Genomic DNA, 26,599 nt, shown 5'->3' with positions numbered 1-26,599 from the left:
GGAGTCGAGCAACATGAATGACGCGCGAACGGTTCTCATCCTGGGAGCCGGGCCCATCGGCACCGGCTTCGCCGCGGCGTTCATGGCCGCGGGTTTCGACGTGACGCTCTGCGATCCTGCGCAACCGGCCCGGGACGCAGCACCAGACCTCATCGGTCGCCACGCCAGGGCCATGGCACTGGCGGGACTGGACACGCCGCGCGGCACCGCGACCTACGGCGCCGCCCTGCCGGACCGCATCACGGATCCCCTGGTAATCGAAGCCGGACCCGAACGGCTCGACGCCAAGCAGGCCCTGTTCGCCGATCTGATTGCGCGCAGCGAGACGACCGTCCTGGCCACCGCCTCCTCTGCCATTCCGATGTCGCAAATCCTGCCGGACCCAGCTGACCAGGCGCGCTGCCTTGTCGCCCACCCTGCCAACCCCCCCAGCCTGCTGCGGGTCCTGGAGCTTGTTCCCGCTCCGGGGACCACCGCCACGACACTGGATCGCGCCGAGACGCTGTTCCGGCAAGGTGGCTATGACCCCGCCCGCCTTGGCCACGAAGTCCCGGCCTTCGTCTTCAACCGCCTGCAATCCGCCCTTCTGCGCGAGGCCTACCGGCTGGTCGATGAAAAGGTGATCAGCGTTGATGCGCTGGACCGGCTGGTGCGCGACGGGCTTGGCCCCCGCTGGGCGCTGTCCGGCCCGTTCGAAACAGCCGACCTGAACACCGCCGGCGGGGTGCGCGGCCACGCAGAACGACTGGGGCCAGCCTATGCCGCCATCGGCCGCGACCGGGGCGAAAAGGCACCCGATTGGCCCCCCGCACTGGTCGACCGGGTAGAGGCCGAACGCCGCGCCGTACTGTCAGAGGCCGCGCTGCCCGACCGCCGCATATGGCGCGAAGAGGCTCTGGCCCGCCTGCTGGACGGACGGCGGAAAATCCTGCAAGGGACACAGTCATGACCCGCCGCTTTACCTTTGACGGACAAGAAATCACCTGCGCCAGCACCGACGTCGTTGCCGCCGCGCTGACCGCCGCCGGGCATCGCGCCTTCCGCCAGACCGATACAGAGGCCAAGCGCGGTATCTTCTGCGGCATGGGGGTCTGCCAGGATTGCCTTGTCACCGTGGACGGGCAACCCAACCAGCGCGCCTGCATGACCCCCGTCCGTGAGGGCATGAAGGTCGAAACGCAGGTGGCGCGCCCGCCACTGACGCCGCCCGCTCCGCGCAGCCTGACCCCCAAACGCCTGACCCCGGAGGTGCTGGTCATCGGCGGAGGCGCAGGTGGCCTGTCTGCCGCCATCGCCGCGCGTGACGCAGGGGCCGAGGTCGTGCTGCTGGACGAACGCAAGGTGCCCGGCGGCCAGTATTTCAAGCAATCCGCCGACACGCAGAAGGCCCCGCTGGATCCGCAGCAAAGCGAAGGTCGTGAGTTGCAGCGCAGGGCTCGAGAGGCCGGCGTCACGCTCTTGTCTCAGACAGAGGTCTGGGGCGCCTTCGACGGGCCAGAGATCATGGCCACCAGCCCCGAGGCCGTCTATGCCATCGCGCCCGATCGTCTGATCGTGGCAACGGGCGCCTATGAACGTCCCGCGATGATCCCCGGCTGGACGCTGCCCGGCGTGATGACGGTCGGCGCCGCCCAGACCTTGTGGCGAAGCTATCGCACCCTGCCCGGCAAGCGCGTCGCGCTGTTCGGCAATGGCCCGCTCGTCGCACAGGTTGCGCAGGAACTGACCGCGGGCGGCGCCGAGATCGTCGTCCTGGCCGAGGCCGCGCCGGCACCCGCGACCCGCCCCTTCGCGGCGCTGGACATGGCACGGCGGGATACCGGGTTGACCCGCAAGGGCTTCACCATGCTGGCCCGCCTGCGCCGATACGGAGTACGTGTCACCCATGACGCCCTGCCCCACGCCATCCACGCGCAGAACAGCGCGCTTATGGTCGAGTATTCTGCCCGCGGGCGCCCGGCCCAAGTCGAGGCCGACGCGGTGCTGCTGAACTACGGCTTTCAGCCCTCTAACGAGATCCTGCGCCTGCTGGGCTGCGACATGACCTACGACGCGCGTTTCGACCACCTGCGGGTAACGCGCTCTTCCACCTGCGAGACGACGGTTCCCGGGGTTTACGCGGTGGGTGACTGCTGCGGTCTGGGCGGGGCCCCCGCCGCAATGGTCGAAGGCCACATCGCGGGCCGGGCCGCCACCGGCGCCAGCTCCCGACCGGATGACGACAGCGCATTGCGCCGTCACCGGGGCTTTCAGGATGCACTCTGGCGACTCTATTCCGCCAGGCTGCCCTTGCCTGAAGAGGCCGCTCCGGAAACGCACATCTGTCGTTGTGAAGAGGTGACCAAGGCACAGCTGGATGCCGCGCTCACGGATGACCCAACCGATATCGGCGCTCTGAAACGGGCCACGCGCATCGGTATGGGCCGCTGCCAGGGCCGCTATTGCGCACCGGCGGTGGCAGGCATCATGGCACGTCGCCAGGGTCTGCCGCTCGAAGACCTGTCGTATTTCGCACCACGCGTCCCGATCAAGCCGGTGGACATTGCCGCGATCACCGCCGCCGAGGCGCTGCTGGACGATCCTGAATGACCGACCTGCTAATCATCGGGGGCGGCATCACCGGGCAGGTGGCCGCCTTGGTCGCCGCCGAAGCGGGCGCGCGCGTGACCATCGTCGATGCGCAGCGCAACGCCGGCTCCCACGCCAACGCCGGAAGCCTGCATGTCCAGATGCAAAGCCGGTTCCTGCGGCTCAACCCGCATCTGGCGGACAACCTTGAAAGCTCCCTGCCGCTCTACCTGGCAGCGGTGGGCGAATGGGAAGCGCTGGATGCCAGGCTGGGCGGGGTGGAGCTGACCCGCGAGGGCGGGCTGATGCTGGCAGAGACCCCGGCGCAGCTGGAGTTCCTGCATGAGAAGGCAGGGCGCGAAGCGCGCAAGGGACTGGACGTCGAGATTCTGAACCGGGACGCGCTTCACGCGCTGGCCCCCTGGCTGTCTGAGCAGATCGCCGGTGCAGAGCTGTGTCGCAACGAAGGAAAACTGAACCCGCTCGTCGCCAACCGCAAGATGCGCGCCGCGCTGGATGCGCTTGGGGTGCGTCACGTTCATGACCGGATCACGGGTATCGAGGACGGCCCGCACCCGGTCGCTCATGGTGCCCGCGCCTATGCCGCCGACGCGATCCTGATCGCAGCTGCCTGGGGCGCAGGTGCGCTGGCCGGACGGCTGGGCCTGAACCTGTCCACCCCGCCGGAACCGCTGCACATGAACATCACCGAGGCCGGGGAATACCGGATCCACCATCTTGTCCAGCACGCCGAACGTCCCATCACGCTCAAGCAGTTCCGTTCGGGCCAGGTGGTGATCGGCGGCGGGTGGGAGGCCCGGACCGCCACCGCGGACCGGCAGGCGCCCGGCATCCGCAAGACCAGCCTTCTGGGCAATGTGGCCCTTGCGGCACAGATCGCGCCGGGCATCGGCGGGTTGCGCGTGCTGAGGACCTGGGCGGGTTACAACACGCCCGTGGACGGCAAGTCGACGATCGGCCCGGCCTCGCATGGCAGCCGCGTGTTCTTCGCGCTTCCTGGTGATGCCGGTTACACGCTGGGCCCGATAACAGGCCGTACGGCAGTCAGCCTGGCACTTGGCCTGACCCCGCCCGTCGACCCTGCGCCCTATGCACCGGCGCGCTGGCGGGCCTGACCGCCAGCCTTGCGCGATCAGTGCGCCAGGGACTTCTGAATGTCTTCCGCGGTTTCACGCAGCTTCGGCAGGTAGACATCCACCATCGTGTCACGTGTGGCCCGGATCGACGGAACGGCGATATTGATCGACCCTGCCAGAACACCGGACCGGAACTTCAGCGGGATCGCGATCGACAGCAGCCCCTCTTCCAGCTCCTGATCGACCAGGGCCCAGCCTTGATCGCGCACAGTTTCCAGGGTCGCGCGCAGCTCGGCCTTGTTGGTCACGCTGTGACGAGTGCGCGGCACCAGCCGGGCATTGGCGATGATGCCGTCCCAGTTTTCCTCTGGCTGTGACGCCAGCAGGACACGACCATTCGCGGTATAAAAGGCCGATTGCCGGCTGCCCACGGTGATCCCGACACTGATGATGTTGTGCGCCTGGACACCGGCCACATAGACCACGTCCAGCCCGTCCAGGATAGCGGCCGTGCAGCTTTCGCCGGTCTGTTCGGACAGGCGCTCCATGAAGGGGCGGGCACGATCCCAGATCCCGATCTTGGACAGCACGGAAAACCCGAGGTCCAGGACCTTCGGCGTCAGGTCGAACAACTTGCCGTCCGTTATGACGTAGCCTTCCTTGACCAGGGTCAGCAGGAAACGACGCGCCGTGGCGCGGCTCATCCCGGTTTCCGCGGCAACTTCGGACAGCGTCATCTTCTTAGAGGTGCGGCTGAAGCTGGACAGGATTTCCAGCCCCCGGGACAGCGAACTGACGAAGTCCCGGCTGGACAGCTTGTCATTCTCGTCTCCAGCTTCGGCTGTGACGGTGCCAAGGCGCGTGTCGCTCGCGGCCTGAACGGAGCTGGTCTTTGCAGGTTTCGCCATCTGAGATCCATTTTTTTGTTCGCGCTCCGAACTAACACCACAAATGGCGCATAGGAACCCTCCTTCATCCGAGTGTTTCGCAAAAAACACTTGCGATCTGAAACATGTCGAAGCAATAATCCGGACATATGTTCGATATGCGGACATCGCCAACATGGGAGTGTCTTATGACCACCAATAAAATGACGAACGCGGGACTGCCGCGTCGCACGGTTCTTACCGGAATGGCAGCGGCCGGCGCCGCGGCCCTCATGCCGCGCCGGATCCTGGCGCAAGAGAAGATCACCCTGCGCTGGTGGTCGCCTCAATCATCGCCAGAGCAAATGGCGGCTTACCGAACCCAGATCGCCAACTTCGAAGCCGCGCAGCCGAATATCAAAGTCGTGTTCGAAAAGACCTCGGACGAAGGCTACGCCCCTCAATTGGCAGCGGCTTTTGCCAGCGGAGACGTTCCGAACGTCGTGACCCACCTGCCCAGCTTCGCCGTGTCGAACTACTGGCGCAACGGTCTGCTGGAGCCCTTCAACGACGTGATCGAGATGATCGGCCCCGAGAAATTCTACGACGGCGTCAACCGGATCTACGAGATCGACAAGGGACAATACGCCGGCACCTCCATCGGCAACTCCTCGGCCAATGTGATCTGGCTGCGCAAGGACCTGATGGAAAAGGCCGGGATCGAGGCCAATCCACGCACGTGGGACGAACTTCTGTCCGCCTGTAGTAAAATGCAGGGCGGTGGCATCTACGGCGCGCCCCTGCCCTACGGGCGCAATTCGATGACTTCGCTGATCTTCATCGGTGTCATCCACCAGGCGGGCGGCATGGTCTTCTCGCCCGATCTCGAGGTGGCCATCGACAGCCAGGAAACCCGCGACGCGCTGGAATTCTACAAGGCCATGCGCGAGTACTGCCCGCCGGGGGCCACCAACTACAGCTGGGGCGACAGCCTGACGGCCTTCGTGTCCGGCGCCTGCGCCACCGGCGTCTATACCGGCCGCGTTCTGGTCAACGTCAACAACCAGAACCCCGCCATCGCGGATCACATCACCTGCGACACCTACCCGACGAAATCCCGGGATATCGCGCCTTGGACCTTCAACGACTTCCCGTCAGTGTTCATCCCCAAGCAGGCGTCGAACATGGAAGCGACCAAGCAGTTCGCGGCCTTCCTCTATGATCCCGAGGGCTACATCCAGCAGCTGCACGCCGCCCCGGGTCACGTCCTGCCGGTGCTCAAGACCATCGCGCAGGACCCGGACTACCTGAACGATCCGATCATCGAGAAGTACAGGGCCGAAGTCGATCTGATGTCCGAAGCCGCCGCGAACGGCTTCAACCTGGGTTGGGAAAGCCCGGAGCACCAGCCCAACACCCGCGCCGGCGAAGTCGTGAACTCCGGCGTGATCGCAGAGATGGTCCAGCGCGTCGTGCTGAACGATGAAAACGTCGATGTGGTGCTGGGCGAAACCGCCAGCCGAATCGAGGACATCATGGGCGCCTAAGCGCCCCGACTGTCACCACTCCGTCCGGCTGCGGGTGTTTCACCTGCGGCCGGCCCCCTCATCTTCGGGACTTTCCATGACCACGTTGACCACCGACCCTCCCCGCAACGGTCTGTCGCCGCTGGAACGTGCCTATGCGCGTCTTGGCGTGGTGCTGATCACGCCCACGATCCTCGTCTTCCTGCTGGTGATCGTCTATCCGCTTCTGGCGGCGCTCTACCTGTCGGTGTTCCAGATCTACACCCCGACCCTGCAAGGCGGCTTCGTCGGGGCTGACAACTATATCGAGCTGCTGACTGGCAAGGCCTTCTGGAGCTCGCTGCGCGTCACCATCGTCTGGACCGTCGGCACGCTGACGCTTCAGATCGTGGCAGGTGTCGGCATTGCCCTGCTCCTGCACCAGAACATCTGGTTTCGATCCCTGGCGCGCAGCCTGGTGCTGTTTCCCTACTTCCTGTCCACCGTCGTGGCCGTCCTGGTCTGGAAATGGCTGTTCAACGACCTTTACGGCGCGCTGAACCAGGGCCTCATGCAGCTTGGCATCATCGACATGCCGCTGGACTGGCTGGGATCGATGCCCAACGCGATGATCGGCGTGATCCTCGTGGGGGCCTGGAAGTACTTTCCCTTTGTCGTGATCGCCGTTCTGGCGCGTCTGCAGACGATCCCGGAAAACCTCTACGAGGCCGCCCGCATCGACGGCGCAGGACCGATCGCCCGCTTCTGGGACGTGACCTTGCCGCAGCTGCGGTCCATTCTGACCGTGATCATCCTGTTGCGCGCGATCTGGGACTTCAAGGAATTCGACCTGCTGTACCTGCTGACCGGTGGCGGCCCCGTGACCTCCACGCAGACGCTGTCCCTGCTCGTCTACCAGGAGGCCTTCGGGCTGAACCAGATGGGACAGGCCGCGGCCTATTCCGTCGGCATGATGCTGGTGATGCTCGTCTTCATGGTCCTCTACATTCGCCAGACGAAGGAAAAGGCATGAAACTTGTCCGACCTGTTCTTCTGAACCTGATCACCTGGTCGCTGGTGCTGCTGATCTCCTTTCCGCTGCTCTGGATGATCGTAACGTCGCTCAAGCCGCAGACCGAGCTGTTCCGGATCCCGCCCACCTGGGTGCCCGAAACCGTCACCTTCGAACACTACTGGCGGCTGCTCAGCGAAACGCCCTTCCTGCGCTACTTCCGGAACTCGGTGGTGCTGGCCAGTACCACGACCGTCTTCGTGGTGGGGCTGGGAACCCTGGGGGCCTACAGCCTTGTCCGGTTCCGCTACCGTGGCCGCGAGACTCTGGCGATGCTGGTGTTGTTCACCTACCTGCTGCCATCGGTGGTGCTGATCATCCCGCTCTATCTGATGATGGTCAGCCTGGGCCTATCCAACACGCTCTTCTCGCTGATCCTCGCCCATACCACCTTTGCCCTGCCCTATGCGCTGTGGCTGCTGCGCTCCTTCATGGAGGGCATCCCGGTGGACCTGGAGAACGCGGCCCTTGTGGACGGGGCCAGCCGGATGGGCGCCTTTCGCGACGTGATCTTCCCGCAGTTACTGCCGGGGATCATCTCCACCGCGCTCTTCACCTTCATCCTCTCGTGGAACGAGTATCTCTACGCGCTTGTGCTGGTCAATTCAGACGCGGTTTCGCCGCTGACCACCGGCGTGATGTCCATGCTCATCTCCGCGTTCAACATCGAATGGTCCCTGCTCATGGCGGCATCGGTGATGATGAGCCTGCCGCTCATCGTCGTGTTCGCTTTCCTCCAAAGCTACCTGACCAGCGGCTTCGGAGCTGGCGGCGTCAAGGGCTGAATACAAAGGAACATGAATTGGCCAATGTAATCTTCAAAGACGTCCACAAGCGGTTCGGCAGCTTCGTCGCTCTCGAAAAGCTGGACCTCGACATCCACGACGGTGAGTTCGTCGCCCTGCTTGGGCCATCCGGCTGTGGCAAGTCCACGACCCTGCGGATGCTGGCCGGGCTGGAATTCCCCACCTCGGGCGAGATCCGGATCGGAGACCGGGTGATCAACGACCTGGCGCCGGGCAAGCGCGACATCGCCATGGTGTTTCAATCCTATGCGCTCTACCCGCACATGACCGTGGGCGAAAACATCGCCTACCCGCTGAAAAAGCGCGGGATCAAGGGTAAGGCCCGCGCCGAAGCGGTGCAAAAGGCCGCCGAGCTGCTGCAACTCGAAGCGCTGCTTGACCGCAAGCCCAAGCAGCTGTCGGGCGGGCAGCAACAGCGGGTGGCCCTGGGGCGCGCGCTGGTGCGTGATCCGCAGGTCTTCCTGCTGGACGAACCCCTGTCCAACCTGGATGCCAAGCTGCGCAGCTACATGCGGGCAGAGCTGATCGAGCTGCACGCCCGCCTGGGCAAGACCATGGTTTACGTCACCCACGACCAGCTGGAAGCGATGACCATGGCCAACCGCATCGCGGTGATGCACGGCGGCCGGGTCCAGCAGTTCGACACGCCTGACGCGATCTACAACCGCCCCGCCAACCGCTTTGTCGCAGGCTTCATCGGCACCCCGCCGATGAACCAGATCGACGGCACCGCCGAAGGGGACCACATCGTCATCTCCGGGCATCGCATCCCGTTCAACCGGGCCGACTTTGTCGACAGCCTGGCAGATGGGCCTGTGGTGCTGGGCGTACGCCCCGAATTCGTCGCCATCGGCAGCGGCGATGGGCTGCCCGCCACGGTCCGTCTGGCCGAGAACACCGGCCACGAGACCATCGTCACGCTGGAACTGCCCGACCAGACCCGCATCAGCGCGCGGGTCGAGGCTGCGCGCAAGCTGGATGTTGGCCAGAAGGTCGCCCTGCGTTTCGATCCCGCGGCGATCCATCTCTTCGAAGCGAGCGAAAACGGCACACGCCTGAACCTCGACGAAACCCCTGCAGCGGTCATCCCGATGCGGGCGAAATGAACACAAACAAAAGAGGAGGCCGGGCATGAACGAGACCCGCGACCTGGATAGGCGATATGTCTTCCATCCCTTCAGCATGGCGCAAACGCACGAGCAGAGCGGTGCCCAGATGATGGCACGCACCGCCGAAGGCAGCTGGATCACCGATGACGCGGGCAACCGCTACCTTGATGCGATGGCAGGGCTTTGGTGCGTCAACGTCGGCTACGGCCAGGAGCGTATCGCAGATGCGCTGGCCGACCAGGCCCGCAAGCTGAGCTACTTCCACGGCTTCAGCTCCATGGCGACGGAACCCGCCGCGATCCTTGCAGAGCGCGTCATCTCAAAGGCCCCTAAGGGCTTTTCAAAGGTGTTCTTCGGCGCATCCGGGTCGGATGCCAACGACACCCAGGCCAAGATCGTGTGGTATTACAACAATGCCCGCGGCAAGCCGGAGAAGAAGAAGATCATCGCCCGCGACCGTGGCTATCACGGTGTGACGGTGCTTTCGGGCGGCCTGACGGGGCTGCCGGGGCTGCATGCGGGCTTTGACCTGCCCTTGCCGATGATCCGCCACGTCAGTGCCCCGCACAATATCTGGACCCGCCACCCCGGCGAAGACGATGCCACCTTCACGGCGCGACTGGCGCAGGAGCTTGAAGACCTAATCCTGGCCGAGGGCCCCGAAACGGTCGGCGCCTTCATCGCGGAGCCGGTGATGGGCGCGGGCGGCGTGATCGTCCCCCCCGAAGGCTATTTCCCCGCCATCCGGGAGGTCCTCGACCGCCACGATGTTCTGCTGATCGCCGACGAGGTAATCTGTGGCTTTGGCCGCCTTGGCACCTGGTTTGGCTCCGAACGCATGGAGATCAAGCCGGACCTGATGTCCGTCGCCAAGGGCATCACCTCCGGTTATGCGCCGCTTTCGGGCGTCCTGGTGGGCGACGCGGTCTGGCAGGTGATCTCTGGCGAGGGCGCGGCGAAATTCGGCGCCTTCGGACACGGCTACACCTACACCGCGCACCCGATCATGGCCGCCGCGGCGCTGGCCAACCTGGACATCGTCGAAGAAGACAACCTGGTCGCCCGCGCTGGCGAGATGGGCGATTACCTGAATGCCGCCCTCGCAAAGGCCTTTGGCGATCTTCCCATCGTCGCAGAGACGCGCGGCAAGGGCCTGATGGCCGCGGTCGAGTTCGCCCGCCCCACGGCCGACGGCTGGCAGCGCTTTGACCCGGCCCTTCAGGTCGGACCGCGCATCGTGCGCGCGGCCATGCAGGAGGGTGTCATCAGCCGCGCCCTGCCCAGTGGCGACGCGATCAGCTTCTCCCCGCCCTTCATCATCACTCCGGAAGAGATCGACCTTGCCGTCTCGACCGTTCGCAAGGCCGCAGGGTCAGTCTGCGATGCCCTGCGCGCCGAAGATGCGCTGGCGCCGCTGTAAGTTACGAGGATAATACATTGGACAGAAATACGATCACCTGGTCCGGCCCCATGCCCGCGATCACCACGCCTTTCACCGCGAAGGACGAGGTTGACCATGAGGGCCTGGCCGCCAACATCCAGCGGTTGATCTCTGCCGGCGCCACCGGCGTCCTGGCAGCAGGCTGCACCGGCGAATTCTGGGCCCTGCGTCCAGACGAGCGGCGCGCCATCTATGCCACCACGCGACAGGCCGCAGGCACTGAAGGCACCGCCATCGTGGGCGCCGCCGGGATCACACCGCGCGACGTGATTTCCGGCATGGAAGACGCCGCAGAGGCAGGCGCCGACGGCGTGCTGGTCCTGCCGCCCTACTTCGTGCACCTGTCCCGCGCCGAGATCGTCGCGCATTTCCGCGCGATCAGCGATGCCGCTCCGCTGCCGGTGGTGCTTTACAACATCCCGGGCAATGCGGGGAACGCCCTGACGCCAGAGATCGTGGATGAACTTGCTGATCTCGAGAATGTCGTGGCGATCAAGGAAAGCTCGGGCGACTGGCTGAACTTCCACCGCACGCTGACCCTGACCCGGGACCGCATCCGCGTCTTCTGCGGCCCATCCTCGACTATCGGCGTGCCGGCCATGCTGGCCGGTTGCGACGGGCTGGTGGATTGCTTCCCCAACATCTGGACAGATCTTCTGGACATCTGGTCCATGGTGCAGCGCGGCGATACCGAGGCCGCCTGGCAGGTTCAGGCACGGGCCCGCGACCTGACCGACCTCTTTGTCAGCGGGGGGCGCACGCTTTACCCTGCGACCAAGGCCGCGATGGATTATCTTGGCCTGCCGGGCGGTGGCCTGCCGCGTGCCCCGCTGCAACCGACGGAAGGCAAAGCCCTGGCCGAACTGCATGCCGGGCTGGACCGCATCCTCGCAACAGGCCAGAACTGCGCCTGATCGCGACAGAGAAAGGGCGGCTCCTGGCCGCCCGAACAGCAACGACCACAGAAAGGAATTCCCCATGGATATGGGACTCAAGGGTCGCCGTGCCATCGTCTCGGCCGCAAGCAAGGGCCTGGGACGGGCCTGCGCGTTTTCCCTGGCCGCAGAGGGCGTCGATCTGGTGATGAACGCCCGCAGCGCCGAGGCGCTCGAGGCCACGGCCGATGAGATCCGCGACAAACACGGGGTGAAGGTCACCACCGTGGCCGCCGACTTCAGCAGTGCAGAGGGCCGCGCAGAGATCCTGGCAAAGGGAGAGGGGGCAGATATCCTCGTGACCAATCCCGGCGTGCGCCAGATCCCCGGCGAATACGAGGAGTGGACCCGCGCCGACTGGGACGAATGGTTCAACGCGCATTTCTTCTCTTCGCTCGAAATGATCACCGGCGTGCTTCCGGGCATGCGCGAGCGCAAGTTCGGGCGGATCGTCAATATCTCGGTCAGTTTCATCAAGTTCCCGCAGCCGCATTTCGCGCATTCGCATTCGGCGCGGCTGGCGCTGTCCGGGGCGATCGCCTCGCTGGTCAAGGAAACCGTGCGCGACAACGTGACGATCAACACCGTCTGCCCGGGCTTCTTCGACACGGACGCGCTGCACACCAACCTGCACAACCACGCGCGGCGCGGCAACACCACCTACGAGGCCATCGTAGAGAACCGGATCCAGAGCGTACCGGCCCGACGCTTCGCCGATCCCAAGGAATGCGGTGATCTTGTCACCTTCCTGTGCTCGGACCAGGCCGGGTTCATCGTAGGCCAGAACATCATCAACGATGGCGGCGTCTACCAGGGCCTGTTCTGATGACGCGCCTTGTCATGATCTCGGGCGGTGCGCGGGGCCTTGGCGCCGCCATCACCGCCCGCTGCCTTGCCGACGGACATCGCGTGTCCGTCGGCCTGCGCCAACCCGAGCGGCTGGCCCAGGCCTTTCCGGATGCCGATCCCGCACAGCTGCGCGGCTTTCGCTTCGATGCGCACGAGCCCGCAACGGCCCAGGCCTGGGTCGATACCACCGTGGCCGAGATGGGCGCCCCCGACGCCCTGATCAACAATGCCGGCATCCTCAAGATGGTGGATTTCTCCCGCGGGACAGAGCCTGACCTGGATGACCTGTGGACGGTCAACACCAAGGCACCGTTCCTGCTGATCCGCGCCGCCCTGCCCCACCTCAAGGCTTCCGGCCAAGGGCGCGTCGTCTCCATCGCCTCAACCGATGCGAAGCGCTATCGCGATCCCTCTGCCTCTCTGGGCTACGTGATGACAAAGGGCGCGCTTCTGGCGATGACCCAGGCGGTGCGCTTCCAGGGCTGGGACGAGGGTCTGCGCGGCACCGCGATCTGCCCCGGCGCGATCGACACCGACATGATCGCAGACGTGCCCGGCGTCACGCCCAAGGACAAGCGCCTGCAACCGGCGGATGTGGCCGAGATCGTGGCGATGGTGCTGGCCTTGCCGAACCAGGCCAGCCTTCCCGAACTTGTGGTCAATACCCGGCTCGAAACCTTCATCTGAAGGGCGGTGTGGCCCTGCTGGCCTGATCACGGTGCCCGCAGGTTTCAGGCAGTATCACCCGGCGCGCGGTCCATCCGCGCGCCGGTTTCTTTTGGCCTATTCGGCTGCCATCTGCTTGCGATGCTTGCGCTCATAGGCGCGCCAGGTGGTCGCCCAGACATCGGGTTCATCCAGCGCGCTGGTCAGCTGGTGGATGGCGGCATTGTGCGGCGCGGTCTTGACGATCTCCGGATCTGCATAGGCTTCGCCGATCACGTGCTCCAGAACGTCGATCCAGTAGTCGATATCCTCCTTCGACCAAAGCTCGCCCGCCTCTGGCGTGAACGGCTCGGGCACCAGGAAGGGTTCGTGGCTGAGCCAAAGCGCATCGATGCCGAAGTCCGTCATCCGCATCGAGATGTCGAAGATGGAACAGCCAGTCTCCTCCGTCACCTGTTCGACGGAATGGCGTGTCATCTCCATCCGGGGCGCGTCTATGCCCGGATTGGAGCGGCTGACGCCCCTCACCTGGGCAAGCCGCCAGTCCATGTAATTGTTGGACAGGACGGAGATATCCGCGGCCTCACGCAGCCCCTCCGCGCCCATGGCGCGCGCCCAGGCATAGGCCTTGAGAACCTGAGGCGCGTTGCCCCAGAATTCGCGCACGCGGCCGATACTTTGGGGGCGATCCGCGTCCAGGCGGTAGCTGCCCCCGTCCTTTACCACGACCGGCCCCGGCAGGAAGGGCACCAGGTGTTCGGCGCAGCCATAGGCGCCTACAGCCGGGCCGCCCCCGCCCTTCGGCGCACCGAAGGTCTTGTGCAGCATGTACATGCAGGCATCGAAACCGAGTTCGCGCGCGCGCAGACGGGTCATCACGCCGTTGAAATTCGCATGGTCATAGAAGCACAGGCCCCCGGCCTCGTGCACGATGCGCACCCATTCCTTGATGTCCGGATTGTAGATGCCCATGTCGTCCGGGTTGTTCACCATCAGCGCCGCCGTACGCGGCCCCACGACGGACTTCAGCTGCTCGATCGAGGGATAGCCGTTTTCCTCGAGCGACAGGGTAATCACCTCGAAGCCGGCGGTGTTCGCGGTGGCGGGCGAGCAGGGATGGGTCTGGATCGTGGTGATGATCTGGTCGCGCTGCTGCAACTCGCCCCGGCTGGCGTGGTAGGCCCGCGTCACGCAGGCATGGGTATAAGCGGCATCCGCCCCGCCGCCCGCCTGGAAGACGAACTGGTCCATGCCGCTGACTTCGCAGAGGAAGTCGCTGAAATTGTCATACATCTCCAGCACGCCCTGAAGCGTCTCGGCCTCTTGCAGGGGATGCAGCCCCCGCAGGTGATCCAGGCTGGCGCGCTCACCGATGCGCGGGTTGTATTTCATCGTGCAGGTGCCGAAGAGCGATATCCCCATCATGCCAAGCGTCATCTGGCTGAGGTGCAGGTAGTGGCGCAGGGCATCATGCTCGGTAACCTCCGGCAAGGCCGGAGCGGCCTTGCGCGCGGATTTCCCTGGCAGCGCAGGCGCGGGCGCGTCTTCGAAGACCACGCCACGGCGGCCGGTGCCCGTCATCTGCATCACCACAGGCTCGGACCATTTGGCAGCACGATATCCGTTTGATCTCTTGGCGAAATCCTTGATTGGGGCGGTCATGCGATGGCCTCCTTCACGGCTTGGACCAGGCGGTCGATATCAGTTTGGGTATGCACTTCGGTCACGCAGAAGAGCGCCGCGTTCCCCTCGATCCCGGGCTCTCCGGTCAGGTCCTTGCCGCCCAGGATCCCGGCGGCGCGCAGGCTTGCATTGACTTGGGGCACCGCCTTGTCGAAGCGGGCAACGAATTCCTTGAAGACCGGCTGCGTCAGGTCGACCGAAACGCCCTCCAGCGCATTCAGCGCCTCGGCGGCGGCGCGGGCGCGGGCCATGATCAGCCGACCGACCTCGGCAAAGCCCTCGGGGCCCATGGCCGACATGTAGGCCGCGTTCGCCAACGCCCAGAGGTAGACCGAGTTCCCGGTCCAATCCTTGCCCTCGTCGCGCATCCCGTAGGATGACTGGTGGAACAGGGCGAGGCCAAAGCCGAATTCGCCCGCTTCCCGCGTCTGAGAGATCGAGACGTTCAGTGTGTTGTATTCCCGCGCATAGCGTTCCTCGTCGGGCGAGGCGATGAAACCGCCGACGCCGCCGCCCGCGTACATGTGCACGCCCAGAGGCTGGGTCGGACCAACGGCGATGGTCGCACCATAGGCGCCTGGCGCTTCGAGCAATCCCAGGGACAGCGGATCGACACCCACGATCGCCTCGGCACCGGCGGCCCGCGCGATGTCGCAGAGTTCGCCCGGATCGGCGTCGATCACGCCCAGGTAGCCGGGGGTTTCGATATAGAGCGCCGCCGCGCCCTCGATCTTGGCCCGCAGGTCGTCACGGTCGACGCACCCGTCCGGGCCGAGTGCGACGGTCACGATCTCGATATGGCGGGCCATCTCTGTGGGTTCGCAATAGGTCTCAAGCACCATGCGGCGCTCCGGATCCATGACCTGCGGCACGACCACCTTGCGGCGCCCGGTGATGCGCGATGCCATGCGCACCGCATGTCCCACCGCGCAGCCCCAGGAATAGACCGGCAGTCCGACGAAATCCATTTCCACCAGCGCTCCGATCTGGCTGGTGAATTCGAACCAGGCCTGGTTACGGCCATGATCCGAGGTCGGCGCGCCGAAGACAGAGGTCTGCCACTCGTAGCGGCCCACGACCTCATCGCAGATGGCGGGTACGTAATGCGGCCAGGCCCCGGCCCCGCGGAAACACGATCCCGCCGGAAACACCGTGTTGCGGCCCATCATGTCGTCGAGGTGCCGCGCCAGCGCGACCTCGGAGGACAATTGCGGCGGCAGGTCCAGCGGCCCCTTCATGTAGTGATCCTCGGGGATCTGCGCGAAGAGCGCCTCGACCGAGCTTGCCCCAAGCGCGGCCAGCATCTCTTGCTTGGCCGTGCCGCCGGAATTCGCCATCCATGGATGCGGTTTCATCACCCTCTCCTGTCCTTGTTTCAGGCTACGACGCGCACGACCTGCTTGCGGCCCGCGCCGGTAATGACCGGCCAGTATCCCGCAAGCGTGCCGTCCAGCGTCGGATCGCCCGTGTCGATTGTCAGTTCCTGCGGGGTCAGCCCCGCCAGTTTCTCTGCGCCGCAGATCACGTCGATGGGCGGCAGCCCCGCCGCGCGAAGAACCTGAGACGAGATCTGCTGGTTGCCGCGGCCCAGCAGGAAACCCTGCCCCCCGACCACGGTCAGGACGACTCGCACGCGCCGCCCCCTGACCCGCGCCAGAAGCGCGGTGTCGTCCAGGTCGATCCCGGTAAGGCGGCCGCCTTCGGCAAGGTCCACGCCCAACAACGACCCGCCGCCCAGCCTGTCCTTCAGCGCCTTCATCGTGGTGCCCGGCCCAAGAATATAAAGGGTATCGGGCTCCATCTCGGCCACGTAGGCCGCCAGCGCCGCGTCCAGGTCACCCACCGGATCGGTGCTGCCCGCCTTCGGGTTCTGCCGCGCGCCCTGCCGGTCCAGCGCTGTGCGGGCCACCGTGTAAAGCTGGGCCGACAGCCGTCCGTCCCGCCGCGCCGCTTCGTCCAGATCAAGGATCTCGACCATCTCGGTGCGCCGTCGGGGATCGGCCAGGAAGGCCGCGGACAGCCGCCCGGCGCGCTCGGGGCTGCGGGCGAAAACCCCGGACTGCATCTTGACCCCGGAGGGGATGCCCAGGATCGGGATGCCCGTCTCGTTGGCGGCGCAGATGTCGCGGGCGGTGCCGTCGCCGCCAGCAAAGAGGATGAGGTCCACCTGCCCCTGCATCGCCTGGACCGTTGCCAGGGTGTCCTTGGCCGTTTGCGTCAGCGCGCCGGGGCCGAAGGCCTGTGCCGCGTCGCCGTCCGGCAGGACCGGGCCGGCCAGGACGGGGGCATCGCTTTGGGCGCGGAATGCCGCCAGCGCCCGGGCCGCGCGGTGCGGTGCCTGGGAAACCCGCCCTTCGGCGGTGGCGCGTTGGGCGATGTCGGTTTCGTCACTGCCCTTGCGCCCCATCGCGCCGCCAAGGCCGGCGACAGGGTTGATGATCAGCCCCAGACGTGACACTCGGACCTCAGCCAATTTTGTCGGACTTTTGTTCGCATAATGAAACCATGCAGATTCTCTTGGGAACACGCAAGCAAAATTGCGCGGCAGGGGGCGAGAGGCCGTGCGCCGCAATATGGAGGGGGGAGCGGCGTGTTGTGTTCTCTGAAAAACCTTCGATGTTATTGGAACGACGCGCTTACTCGGATCCCGGAACCTCGATCGTGATGCACGACCGATCTCCCCACTCACGCCAGGGGATTCAAAGAACGGGTGTGGTCGCATCGCGCACAAGAGTTTCGGCTGCGCAGGAAACTGCGAAGTACTCACGAGGCACAAAAACGCCGCCCCTTTGGCGAGGAGGGGCGTTTGGCTGGGTAGACGCAACCTTGCCAAGGCGTGGGCGCAGCCCGAAACCGGCCGTGATGACCTCGGTTGCCTTGCACAGTGTCCGCTATGAAATTGAGGGACTTTACCGGCCGGGGAGGCATGACTCGAGGCGTCGATTGGCGGCACGAAATGACCCGATTTTTGGCGCGCCCCTGACACGCAGCTGTGCTGCTGAAGTCGACCGCGCCATCGCTTGGCAGGCTCCGCGATCCGTTCAAATCCCGTCCATCCTGGAGCGTTTCAGCGGGACGTTCCGAGGCGGTCTGGAGCCCCGATTGACCCACTGAAATGGCTGTCGGTGGGACGTCTGTTTCACGTCGGTACTGCGTCGGTATTACGTCGGTGCGCGGCGAACGGGGCGTTAGGCCCGGGTTAAGCGCTGGCGGGGGCTCTGCCCCCGACGCCCGAGAGGGGCTCGATGCCCCTTTCGGGCGTCTCCCCCGGAGTTTGCCGGCAAGAAGAAAGGCGCGGGTTGGCGTGCCAGCGGGTTTTGCGCGGTGTATCGACAGGGGTGCACATTTTGTGGACAATGTGGCGCGGCAACCGGCGGAAAGTCCCATGAGCGAAGACACGGCCCAGACCCGCGGGTGGCGCGGATCACAGGAGCTTTGGCTGGACGCGGCCTATGGCGCGCTGGTCGACAAGGGCGTCGATGCGGTGAAGATCATGCCGCTGGCCAATGCGCTGGAATTGTCGCGCACCAGCTTCTACTGGTTCTTCAAGGATCGAAAGGAGCTGCTGGCCGGATTGCTGGATCGCTGGGAGCGCAGCACCACCCTTCCGCTCATCGCCGCGACAGAGGACTACGCCGCGACCGTGACCGAGGCGATGCTGAATGTCATCGCGATCTTCATGCCGCAGAACAGCTTTGATGCCCCGCTCGAGACCGCAGTGCGGGCCTGGGCGCAGCAGGATCCGCAGGTCCTGGCGCGTCTTCAGCAGGCCGATGAGCGGCGCCTGGAGGCCCTGCGCCAGATGCTGATCCGCTGGGGGCACGGAGCGGAGGATGCCGATGTGCGCGCGCGGACGATCTACCTGGTCCAGATCGGTTATATCGCGACCCGCGTGGCCGAAAGCCTGGAAGAGCGCCTGCAGCGCCATCCCCATTACGTCGAGGTCTATACCGGGCAGCGACCGACCGAGGCCGAGATGGCCCGCTTCAAGGCGCGGATCGGATACGCGGCGCAGGCGGGCTGAGGGCGCGCGCCACCTGCGGCTTGTCCCGAGGCCCCTGCCCTGTGGCTTTAACATGTCGGGGCTGGTCCCCTGCCCTGTTGCCCGTGACTTGGGCGGGACGGGTCAGGCTTGGGGTACTCGGAGTCGGTTTTCCTGCCAGCTTGATTTGGTCTGAACGGCGGGCTGACGGACCGTAACCCCCTGCAGCGCCGTCGAAACTTTTGCCAGTGGGCTCGTGGGCGCACAAGGGGCTGCCTGCGCCAGCCCAAACACCGGTGATCTTTTAATTGACACAAGTGAACATTTTCGGAAACGCTCGACATCAGCCCCAGGCTTGGTCTTCACGAGGTCCCCGATGTCCAATGATCCGCTCATGCAGCCCTACCAGCTGAAACACCTGACGCTGAAGAACCGCATCATGATCACCAGTCATGAGCCGGCCTATCCCGACGACGGGATGCCCAAGGCGCGGTACCGGGCCTATCACCGGGAGCGGGCCAGGGCGGGCGTGGCGCTGACGATGACGGCCGGCTCTGCCTCTGTCTCTCGGGACAGCCCGCCGGTGTTCAACAATATCCTGGCCTGGAAGGACGAGGTGGTGGGCCACATGGCCAAGCTGACGCAGGAGTGCCACGACGAGGGCTGCGCGGTGATGATCCAGCTTACCCACCTTGGCCGCCGCACCCGCTGGGACAAGGCGGACTGGCTGCCGGTGGTCTCTCCGGGGCATGAGCGCGAGCCGGCGCACCGGGCCTTTCCCAAGAAGATGGAGGATTGGGACATCGCCCGCATCATCCAGGATTACGGCGACGCGGCCGAGCGGATGAAGGCGGCGGGGCTCGATGGCATCGAGCTTGAAGCCTATGGCCATCTGATGGATCAGTTCTTTTCCCCCCTGACCAACGATCTTGACGCGCCCTATGGCGGCGATCTGGACAACCGCATGCGCTTTGCCTTCGACGTGCTGCGCGAGATCCGCAGGCGCTGCGGCGAGGCGTTCCTGGTGGGCGTGCGCTACAGCGGTGACGAGTGTCTGCCTGGCGGGTTCGGCAAGGCCGAGGGGCTGGCCATGTCGCAGAAGCTCAAGGACAGCGGGCTGGTGGATTTCCTGAACGTGGTGCGCGGCCACATCGACACCGATCCCGGCCTGACCGACGTGATCCCGATACAGGGGATGCGCAACGCCCCGCACCTGGATTTCGCTGGAGAGATCCGCGCCGCCACCGATTTTCCCACCTTTCACGCGGCCAAGATCCCCGATGTGGCCACCGCCCGCCATGCCATCGCCAGCGGCAAGCTGGACATGGTGGGCATGACCCGCGCCCATATGGCCGATCCCCACCTGGTGCGGAAGGTCGTCGAGGGCCGCGAAGAGGACATCCGCCCCTGCGTGGGCGCGAACTACTGCCTGGACCGGATCTACCAGGGCGGCATGGCGCTTTGCCTGCACAACCCCTCGACAGGGCGCGAGGAAGAGCAGCCCCATGCCATCGCGCCGGCAGAGGCTCAGAAACGCGTGACCATCCTGGGCGCGGGGCCCGCCGGGATGGAAGCCGCCCGTGTGGCCGCCGCCCGGGGTCACCTGGTCACCGTCTTCGAGGCGGCGGACCAGCCCGGCGGGCAGATCCGCCTGACGGCCTTGCAGGAACGCCGGCGGGAGATGTCCTCCATCATCGCGTGGCGGCTGGCGCAATGCGAGAAAGCCGGGGTAACCTTCCGTTTCAACACCTATGCCGAGGCAGAGGATATCCTGGCCACCGACCCGGACGAGGTGATCGTCGCCACCGGCGGGATGCCCCATACGGAGGTGCTGCGCGCGGGCAATGCGCTGGTCGTCTCTGCCTGGGATATCCTGTCGGGCGACGTGGCGGCGGGGCGCAACGTGCTGGTCTATGACGATGCGGGGGATCACGCCGGGCTGCAGGCCGCGGATGTGATCTCGGCCACCGGGGCGCGGGTGGAGATCGTGACGCCTGATCGCAGTTTCGCCCCCGAGGTCATGGCCATGAACCTGGTGCCCTACATGCGCGCGCTCCAGGCCCGGGACACCACCTTTACCGTGACCTGGCGGCTGCGCGCCGTGGAGCAGGCGGGCAATGCGCTGAAGGCGGTGCTGGGATCGGATTACGGGGATGTCACCCGCGAGCGGATCGTCGACCAGGTGGTGGTGAACCATGGCACGCGCCCGCTGGACGATGTGTATTTCGCGCTCAAGCCCCTATCGCGCAACCTTGGCGAGGTGGATTACGAGGCCCTGGCAGAAGGACGCCCGCAAAGCCTTGCGCCGAACGAGGCGGGCCGCTTCCGCCTGTTCCGGATCGGCGATGCGGTGGCCGCGCGCAACACCCATGCGGCGATCTACGATGCCCTGCGCCTGACGCGGATGCTCTGACCCTTCCCTGCGCGCGGGAGCGGCAGCGACAAGCGGCGCGCAAGGGGGGCCGTGCCCCGCGCGCGTGCCGCTCCGCCCGGTTTTGGCCCCCTGCCCCGCCGTCGAATCGTACGTCCCTGTGCAGGCCCCCTGCCCTGCTCATGGGCGCGGTTTTTTCGCGCGATTGCGGGTGGCACCGCCCAAACGGGGCGTGACAGGGCAGCTTTTTCCCTGTTGAAAGGGGGTTAGGCCCCCGTTCCACCCCGATCCCGGTGGAAAACACTTGCGCGACTCCGGGTCGGCAGGCAATAGTCTCGAAAAATAGCGCGAGTTCCGAGAAAAACCGCGCCCACGAATCGAGCGGGATATGACAGAGACAGATCAGGACCTCGATATCGCCATCGGGCATTACGCAGAGCTTCTTGCGGCCAACCTGCATGCGCAGAGGGAAGCCCATTTTCCGCCCGATGCCAAGAAGGCCATGCGCAGCCTCACCAGCGGAGAGGCGGCGGAGCTTCTGGGTGTCGATCACACCTACCTGCGCAAGCTGCACCGCGAGGGAAAGATCCCCGAGGTCGACATGACCGCCGGCAACCACCGGCGCTACACCCTGGACGATATCTGGGAAATCCGCCACGCGCTTGAGAAAAACGCCAAGAAGACAAATACTTACGTGCCCGGGCGCCGGGACGGAGATGAGCTTCAGGTGATCTCCGTTGTGAACTTCAAGGGCGGCTCGGGCAAGACCACGACCTCTGCCCACCTGGCGCAGCGGCTGGCGCTGAAGGGCTACCGCGTGCTGGCCATCGACCTGGATCCGCAGGCCTCTCTTTCTGCGCTGCACGGCATTCAGCCGGAAATCGACCTGATGGAGGGCGGCACGCTTTACGACGTGGTCGCCTACGAGGATCCGCTGCCGATCCGCGACGTGATCCGCAAGACCTACATGCGCGGTCTGGACCTGATTCCCGGCAACCTGGAGCTGATGGAATTCGAACATGAGACGCCGGCGGCCATCGCACTTGGCGGGGCAAAGGCCTTTTTCTCAAGGGTGCGGGACGCGCTGGACGAGGTCGACACCGATTACGACGTTGTGGTGATCGACTGCCCGCCGCAGCTTGGCTTCCTGACGATGTCAGCGCTATCAGCCTCGACCGGGGTGCTGGTGACCGTACATCCTCAGATGCTGGACCTGATGTCCATGAGCCAGTTCCTGCGGATGACCTCTGACCTGCTGGGCGTGATCCGCGATGCGGGCGCCAACCTGCGGTACGAGTGGCTGAAGTTCCTGCCGACCCGTTACAAGGTGGGCGATGCGCCGCAGACAGAGATGATCGCCTTTATCCGCGGCCTGTTCGGGCGCTCTGTCCTGACCAACCAAATGGTTGAATCCACTGCGATTTCCGACGCCGGCCTGACCAAGCAGACCCTGTACGAGGTCGACCGCAAGGATTTCACCCGCACCACCTATGACCGCGCCGTGGAATCCATGAACGCGGTGAACGATGAAATTGCCGTGCTGATCCAGGACACCTGGGGCCGAACCGGAGGACGTGATGGCAAGAAGGGCTAAACTCAACCCCGCGCTCAGCACGCTCTACAATGCGCCGGACGTTCGGGAAAACCGGCGTCTGCGCGGCGGCATTTCCGAGGTCGACCCGGCGCTGATCGATACCGGCGGGCGGTTGGAAGACCGGTTGCAAATCGATGTGACGGATCTGAAAGCCTCGGTCGAGCGGAACGGACAGCGGGTGCCGATCCTGCTGCGCCCGGCCGAAGGCGGCCGTTACAGCCTAATCTACGGGCGGCGCCGGCTTGAGGCCTGCCGCCAGCTGGGCAAGCCCGTCCGCGCGATCATCACGGAGCTGGAAGACGACCAGGCCCTGAAAGATCAGCTGCTTGAGAACCAGGCGCGCCGCGATCTGAGCTTCATCGAACGCGCGCTGGTAGCCTCTGCCCTGCTGGAAGGCGACCACCTGGCAGAGGGTGAGCGCAGCAACAAGGGCGTGGCAGAGGTTCTGAACCTGACAGAGGCCGGCGTTTCACAGATGTTGAGCGTGGTGCGCACGGTGGGCGATGACCTGATCCGCGCGATCGGCGCCGCACCGGGCATCGGCCGCCCCCGCTGGGAAGAGCTGAAGCGCGCCCTGGCCGAGGGCGCAGAGCGCGCGCCCCTGCTGGAGGCCGCCGCAAGCGCGCAGGGCGAAACTATCGGAGAGACCTCTGACCAGGCCTTTCTTGCCGCCTTGGCGGCGACGCAGGCCAATGCGCCCGCGCGCCCTGCCCCCGCTACGGCGGAGAGCGGCCAGGAAATCCCCGGCGTGGGCCGCGCCACGGTCAAGACCGGCAGCCGCGGCAAGCGTCTGAAGCTTGACCTGCAGGCGCAGGACCCGAAATTCGTCAGCTGGCTGGAAGGCAATGCCCCGGCCCTGCTGCAAGAGCTTCACGCGCGTTACAAGCGGGCGGAAGATTGAGGGAAGCAGTGAAAAACAAGGAGGCACGACAAGAGGCAGGATAGAAAAAAGGCCCCGAGAAGCCAGCTTCACGAGACCTTTAAGAGTGGTTTCGTCACGGGACTAGCTCGCAACAAAACTCAGTTTTCGCACCTCTGACTTTAGCGAGCCGATGTCCAACCCGCAAGCGCAAAGCGTTTCGTGGGCCGCTACAGTTTTGCCTTCGTGACAAAAAACATGGAATACATCCCGTTTTCGTCGTTTCAGCGACCGATCACGCATGTCCAATTGCAGGCAGCGGAGCGGCGCGAGGCGGCCGGTGCCACGCATCCGGTCAACAAGTGGGCCCTGTTTCGGGAGCTGTCCAAGGCGCAATCCGCCTTTGGCCTGTCCGAACGGGAGCTGACTGTCCTGCAGGGACTTATCAGCTTTTATCCCGATGACATGCTAGGCGGAGAGGCGCAGATGATCGTCTACCCCTCCAACAAGGCGCTTTGCGAGCGGCTGAACGGCATGGCCTGTTCGACCATGCGCCGCCACCTGGCCCGGCTGATCGAGGCCGGTTTTGTCCAGCGCCGCGACAGCCCCAATGGCAAGCGCTACAGCCGCAGCCTTGGGGAGGCCCGGGTGGCCTATGGCTTTGACCTGTCGCCCCTGCCCCGGCGTGCCGCCGAAATCACCGCAGCCGCAGAAGAGATCCGTGCGGCGGAAGAGCATCTGCGCCGCCTGCGGGAATGCGTCAGCCTGATGCGCCGGGATCTGGCCGCCGTTGCCAGCTACGGCGCGGAGCTGACCCCGGGCCAGGATGCCTGGGACTACTTCGCGGACAAGGCCGCGCTGAGCGCCCGGGCCCTGCGGCGCAAGCTGACCGAAGCCGATCTGAACGCCCTGCGGATCGATCTGGAGGCCGCGCTGGACCAGGCAAGAACCCTGATCGACGGCACCGAAACAGAGGATCTGAGCACCACTGCGCGTCAATCTGAGCAGCACCATCAGAATTCAGATAAAGACTCTCTTGTATTTGAACAGGTGGAGCAGGCCTGCGGCACCGTGGTCGAGGACCGACCAGAGGAGGCGCTGACGGAGGAAGAGGCTGGGGAAGAGGTCGAACGGCCCATGCCACGCATTCCCCTGAGGTTGATCCTGTCGGCCTGTCCCTCCATCCACGATTTCCACGAAGGGCCGATCCGGCATTGGCATCAACTTTTCAATGCCGCCAGCCAGGTTCGGCCTGCGATGGGGATCAACAGCTCTGCCTGGGACGAGGCTTGCCGGCTTATGGGCCCGGAACAGGCAGCTGTCGTCGTGGTGGCGATGCTGGAGCGGTTCACGGAAATCCGCTCGCCCGGGGGCTACCTGCGCGCACTGAGCGCCAAGGCGGCGGAAGGCGCGTTCTCTTGCGGACCGATGATCATGGCGCTGATGAACGGGGGGCGGAAGGCGGCTTAACAGCTGTTAAGTGGGCCGGATGGGGTTTTGGACGTGGGTGTTGGTTTGCGTAGGTGTTTCTGGATGGCGTGCGTTGAGTTCTTGGGTTGTAGCGTGTTTTGGCTGGTGGCGGCACGTAGGACTTAACAGCTGTTAAGTGATAAAGCGGGCAGGGTGGCCGGACGTCTTTGCAGTGGCTTTGTTCTGAACGAGTTTCTCCGGCCAGCCGGTTGGTCAGAGCGACTTAGGGAGCTTCTCAGATGAACCAGCAGCCGCACGGCCAACATTGTTCGGTTGATTGTATCGGACACCAGAGGGCCTGTGAGGGCGCGCAGGTCCGAGCTTGCCGGGACTTCCGCTGGACCACTTCGCAGACATGAAGAGCTGTGGGAAATTGCCCATTCTTGGCCGTACCTGAGGTGCTTTCAGATTTTTCTCACGACGGTGCCTGGTATCTCGCTTCTCATCGGACCGACAGGCAAACCGGATCGGGTTATCCTCTTTGATTTTGCTGACAATTGACGTGCCCGATGGCGCCCGGAGGCTATTTCTCGAAACGTTGGAAATGTTGGAATTGGTCGCCCTATTGAGCTTTGAAACTACCGTGAAAATCAGACCAATTCCTTGGTTCCGCAACAGGGGCGCTTTTAACCGTAAATTCACTTAGTAAGCGCCGTTGGTGTCACGCGCCTCCAGACGCTTCAGGTCGGCCACCAAGCGGTCTCGGCCCACGCTACAGGCTCGTTTCTCCCAACCAGGCACCCCCCATGCCGCGCCAGGGTCGGTACGACTTTGGGCTAGATAGGCCGGGGTGGGGCGATGGGCTAGCATCGCGGCGAAGGCCGCCCGACCGGCGGAGGGAGAGGAACCATGGACACCTTGTCCGAAACCCCGCCACAGGGGATCGCTGCGCTGTCGGGCTATCTGGAGCAGGGGCTGATCGGCCATGAGCGGCTGATCGAACGCCTGTTGATTTCATTGCTCGCCGGGGGGCACCTTCTGGTCGAGGGGCCTCCGGGCCTGGCCAAGACCCGCGCGGTCAAATGGCTGTCGCGCGCGGTGGAGGGCAGCTTTGCCCGGATCCAGTGCACGCCGGACCTGATGCCCTCGGATCTGACGGGCACGCCGGTCTTTCGCCCTCAGACGGGCAGCTTCGAATTTGTCCCCGGCCCGGTGTTTCATAACCTTGTCCTGGTCGATGAAATCAACCGCGCCCCGCCAAAGGTGCAATCCGCCCTGCTGGAGGCCATGGCAGAGAACCAGGTGACGGCCGGCAACGAGACGCATCCTCTGCCCGATCCCTTCCTTGTGGTCGCCACCCAGAACCCGATCGAACATGACGGCACCTTCCCGCTGCCCGAAGCCCAGCTGGACCGCTTCCTGCTCTACACCACGCTGGAGCTGCCGGATGCGCAGACCGAACGGCGTATCCTGGACCTGGTCGAAGCCGAAAGCGCAGAAACGCCCGCCGCCCCGCCGCGCCTGGCTCTGGCCGCCCGGAAAGAGGCGCAGCGCGCGGCGATGGCGGTGCATCTGTCACCGGAGCTGCGCGATTACATCGTCAGGCTGGTGACCGCCACGCGCGACGGGCCGCTTGCCGAGGATATCGAACACGCGGTTTCGCCGCGAGGCTCGCTTGCGCTGGCAGCCGGGGCCAAGGCACGGGCGCATATCCAGGGGCGCGATTATGCCCTGCCGGAGGATGTCGCGGAGCTGGCCGGAGATGTCATGGCGCATCGCATGGTGC

Annotated in this window: 21 protein-coding genes; 17 read left to right on the top strand and 4 right to left on the bottom strand. The window is 65.1% G+C overall.

All coding sequences use genetic code 11. The features are described 5' to 3' along the window. Window positions 1–13: 13 nt before the first annotated feature. The 3 genes from HCZ97_RS07725 to HCZ97_RS07715 are packed head-to-tail and all read left to right on the top strand — an operon-like array spanning window position 14 to window position 3,704. A complete protein-coding gene (locus HCZ97_RS07725; RefSeq protein ID WP_167688121.1) occupies window positions 14–949 on the top strand; it encodes a 3-hydroxyacyl-CoA dehydrogenase NAD-binding domain-containing protein in 936 nt (311 codons plus the stop codon). Continuing rightward, on the top strand, window positions 946–2,589 hold the full coding sequence (locus HCZ97_RS07720; RefSeq protein WP_167688120.1) for an FAD-dependent oxidoreductase: 1,644 nt from the start codon (window positions 946–948) through the stop codon (window positions 2,587–2,589). Before HCZ97_RS07725 ends, HCZ97_RS07720 begins: the two co-directional genes overlap by 4 nt. Next, complete coding sequence (locus tag HCZ97_RS07715; RefSeq protein WP_167688119.1) at window positions 2,586–3,704, top strand: FAD-binding oxidoreductase; 1,119 nt, start codon at window positions 2,586–2,588, stop codon at window positions 3,702–3,704. The genes HCZ97_RS07720 and HCZ97_RS07715 overlap by 4 nt, the downstream gene beginning before the upstream one ends. 17 nt (window positions 3,705–3,721) lie before the next feature. On the opposite strand, the gene HCZ97_RS07710 is transcribed toward HCZ97_RS07715, so the two are convergent. Beyond that, window positions 3,722–4,573, bottom strand: a complete 852-nt coding sequence (locus tag HCZ97_RS07710) for an IclR family transcriptional regulator C-terminal domain-containing protein (protein WP_167688118.1) — start codon at window positions 4,571–4,573, stop codon at window positions 3,722–3,724. Between the two features lie 167 nt (window positions 4,574–4,740). Here HCZ97_RS07710 and HCZ97_RS07705 point away from each other — a divergent pair, with 167 nt between their 5' ends. The 8 genes from HCZ97_RS07705 (at window position 4,741) to HCZ97_RS07670 (ending at window position 12,935) form a co-directional block, all read left to right on the top strand. Beyond that, complete coding sequence (locus HCZ97_RS07705) at window positions 4,741–6,078, top strand: ABC transporter substrate-binding protein (RefSeq protein ID WP_167688117.1); 1,338 nt, start codon at window positions 4,741–4,743, stop codon at window positions 6,076–6,078. A 76-nt stretch (window positions 6,079–6,154) separates the two neighbouring features. Further along, a complete protein-coding gene (locus tag HCZ97_RS07700; RefSeq protein ID WP_167688116.1) occupies window positions 6,155–7,069 on the top strand; it encodes a carbohydrate ABC transporter permease in 915 nt (304 codons plus the stop codon). Next, window positions 7,066–7,893: a carbohydrate ABC transporter permease gene (locus HCZ97_RS07695; protein ID WP_167688115.1), complete on the top strand. Its 828-nt coding sequence runs from the start codon at window positions 7,066–7,068 to the stop codon at window positions 7,891–7,893. The genes HCZ97_RS07700 and HCZ97_RS07695 overlap by 4 nt, the downstream gene beginning before the upstream one ends. A 17-nt stretch (window positions 7,894–7,910) precedes the next feature. Continuing rightward, on the top strand, window positions 7,911–9,020 hold the full coding sequence (locus HCZ97_RS07690) for an ABC transporter ATP-binding protein (protein ID WP_254871413.1): 1,110 nt from the start codon (window positions 7,911–7,913) through the stop codon (window positions 9,018–9,020). A gap of 25 nt (window positions 9,021–9,045) precedes the next feature. After that, entirely contained in the window at window positions 9,046–10,443 is a 1,398-nt protein-coding gene (locus tag HCZ97_RS07685; protein ID WP_167688113.1) for an aminotransferase, read from the top strand. 17 nt (window positions 10,444–10,460) lie between these two features. Then, window positions 10,461–11,378: a dihydrodipicolinate synthase family protein gene (locus tag HCZ97_RS07680; RefSeq protein WP_167688112.1), complete on the top strand. Its 918-nt coding sequence runs from the start codon at window positions 10,461–10,463 to the stop codon at window positions 11,376–11,378. 64 nt (window positions 11,379–11,442) lie between these two features. Then, window positions 11,443–12,225: an SDR family oxidoreductase gene (locus HCZ97_RS07675; RefSeq protein WP_167688111.1), complete on the top strand. Its 783-nt coding sequence runs from the start codon at window positions 11,443–11,445 to the stop codon at window positions 12,223–12,225. Then, a complete protein-coding gene (locus tag HCZ97_RS07670) occupies window positions 12,225–12,935 on the top strand; it encodes an SDR family NAD(P)-dependent oxidoreductase (protein WP_167688110.1) in 711 nt (236 codons plus the stop codon). The genes HCZ97_RS07675 and HCZ97_RS07670 overlap by 1 nt, the downstream gene beginning before the upstream one ends. Window positions 12,936–13,031: 96 nt before the next feature. Here HCZ97_RS07670 and gcvPB read toward each other — a convergent pair whose 3' ends face one another. Genes gcvPB through HCZ97_RS07655 form a run of 3 tightly spaced genes read right to left on the bottom strand, consistent with a single transcriptional unit; the run spans window position 13,032 to window position 17,070 of the window. Next, window positions 13,032–14,576 carry an aminomethyl-transferring glycine dehydrogenase subunit GcvPB gene (gene gcvPB, locus HCZ97_RS07665; protein ID WP_167688109.1) on the bottom strand — a complete coding sequence of 515 codons (1,545 nt, stop codon included), beginning with the start codon at window positions 14,574–14,576 and terminating at the stop codon, window positions 13,032–13,034. Continuing rightward, entirely contained in the window at window positions 14,573–15,952 is a 1,380-nt protein-coding gene (gene gcvPA, locus HCZ97_RS07660) for an aminomethyl-transferring glycine dehydrogenase subunit GcvPA (protein ID WP_217701745.1), read from the bottom strand. Before gcvPA ends, gcvPB begins: the two co-directional genes overlap by 4 nt. Window positions 15,953–15,972: 20 nt before the next feature. Continuing rightward, on the bottom strand, window positions 15,973–17,070 hold the full coding sequence (locus HCZ97_RS07655) for an ATP-NAD kinase family protein (protein WP_217701744.1): 1,098 nt from the start codon (window positions 17,068–17,070) through the stop codon (window positions 15,973–15,975). Between the two features lie 912 nt (window positions 17,071–17,982). On the opposite strand from HCZ97_RS07655, the gene HCZ97_RS07650 reads away from it, so the two are divergent. The 6 genes from HCZ97_RS07650 to HCZ97_RS07625 all read left to right on the top strand — a co-directional run. Beyond that, window positions 17,983–18,621, top strand: coding sequence for a TetR/AcrR family transcriptional regulator (locus HCZ97_RS07650; protein WP_167688107.1), 639 nt, complete (start codon window positions 17,983–17,985; stop codon window positions 18,619–18,621). A 334-nt stretch (window positions 18,622–18,955) separates the two neighbouring features. Continuing rightward, window positions 18,956–20,992 (top strand): N-methyl-L-proline N-demethylase HpbA, encoded by a 2,037-nt coding sequence (gene hpbA / locus HCZ97_RS07645; protein ID WP_167688106.1) that lies wholly within the window; start codon window positions 18,956–18,958, stop codon window positions 20,990–20,992. 346 nt (window positions 20,993–21,338) lie between these two features. Then, complete coding sequence (gene repA, locus HCZ97_RS07640; protein WP_167688105.1) at window positions 21,339–22,544, top strand: plasmid partitioning protein RepA; 1,206 nt, start codon at window positions 21,339–21,341, stop codon at window positions 22,542–22,544. Then, a complete protein-coding gene (gene repB / locus HCZ97_RS07635) occupies window positions 22,528–23,445 on the top strand; it encodes a plasmid partitioning protein RepB (protein WP_167688104.1) in 918 nt (305 codons plus the stop codon). The genes repA and repB overlap by 17 nt, the downstream gene beginning before the upstream one ends. 216 nt (window positions 23,446–23,661) lie before the next feature. Beyond that, a complete protein-coding gene (gene repC, locus HCZ97_RS07630; RefSeq protein WP_167688103.1) occupies window positions 23,662–24,873 on the top strand; it encodes a plasmid replication protein RepC in 1,212 nt (403 codons plus the stop codon). 849 nt (window positions 24,874–25,722) lie between these two features. Next, on the top strand, window positions 25,723–26,599 hold an 877-nt coding region (locus HCZ97_RS07625), incomplete at its 3' end, for a MoxR family ATPase (RefSeq protein ID WP_167688102.1).

The organism is Pseudooceanicola sp. HF7, assembly GCF_011806405.1.
Classification (GTDB): Bacteria; Pseudomonadota; Alphaproteobacteria; order Rhodobacterales; family Rhodobacteraceae; genus Pseudooceanicola.
This window is presented reverse-complemented; position numbering and strand designations above follow the sequence as displayed.

Coding starts and splice junctions, on each gene's coding strand:
- gcvPB (WP_167688109.1), bottom strand. CDS start 14,576: ATGACCGCCCCAATCAAGGATTTCGCCAAGAGATCAAACGGATATCGT.
- repA (WP_167688105.1), top strand. CDS start 21,339: ATGACAGAGACAGATCAGGACCTCGATATCGCCATCGGGCATTACGCA.
- HCZ97_RS07725 (WP_167688121.1), top strand. CDS start 14: ATGAATGACGCGCGAACGGTTCTCATCCTGGGAGCCGGGCCCATCGGC.
- HCZ97_RS07715 (WP_167688119.1), top strand. CDS start 2,586: ATGACCGACCTGCTAATCATCGGGGGCGGCATCACCGGGCAGGTGGCC.
- HCZ97_RS07705 (WP_167688117.1), top strand. CDS start 4,741: ATGACCACCAATAAAATGACGAACGCGGGACTGCCGCGTCGCACGGTT.
- HCZ97_RS07710 (WP_167688118.1), bottom strand. CDS start 4,573: ATGGCGAAACCTGCAAAGACCAGCTCCGTTCAGGCCGCGAGCGACACG.
- HCZ97_RS07700 (WP_167688116.1), top strand. CDS start 6,155: ATGACCACGTTGACCACCGACCCTCCCCGCAACGGTCTGTCGCCGCTG.
- HCZ97_RS07720 (WP_167688120.1), top strand. CDS start 946: ATGACCCGCCGCTTTACCTTTGACGGACAAGAAATCACCTGCGCCAGC.
- HCZ97_RS07670 (WP_167688110.1), top strand. CDS start 12,225: ATGACGCGCCTTGTCATGATCTCGGGCGGTGCGCGGGGCCTTGGCGCC.
- hpbA (WP_167688106.1), top strand. CDS start 18,956: ATGTCCAATGATCCGCTCATGCAGCCCTACCAGCTGAAACACCTGACG.
- HCZ97_RS07695 (WP_167688115.1), top strand. CDS start 7,066: ATGAAACTTGTCCGACCTGTTCTTCTGAACCTGATCACCTGGTCGCTG.
- HCZ97_RS07685 (WP_167688113.1), top strand. CDS start 9,046: ATGAACGAGACCCGCGACCTGGATAGGCGATATGTCTTCCATCCCTTC.
- repB (WP_167688104.1), top strand. CDS start 22,528: ATGGCAAGAAGGGCTAAACTCAACCCCGCGCTCAGCACGCTCTACAAT.
- repC (WP_167688103.1), top strand. CDS start 23,662: ATGGAATACATCCCGTTTTCGTCGTTTCAGCGACCGATCACGCATGTC.
- HCZ97_RS07650 (WP_167688107.1), top strand. CDS start 17,983: ATGAGCGAAGACACGGCCCAGACCCGCGGGTGGCGCGGATCACAGGAG.
- HCZ97_RS07675 (WP_167688111.1), top strand. CDS start 11,443: ATGGATATGGGACTCAAGGGTCGCCGTGCCATCGTCTCGGCCGCAAGC.
- gcvPA (WP_217701745.1), bottom strand. CDS start 15,952: ATGAAACCGCATCCATGGATGGCGAATTCCGGCGGCACGGCCAAGCAA.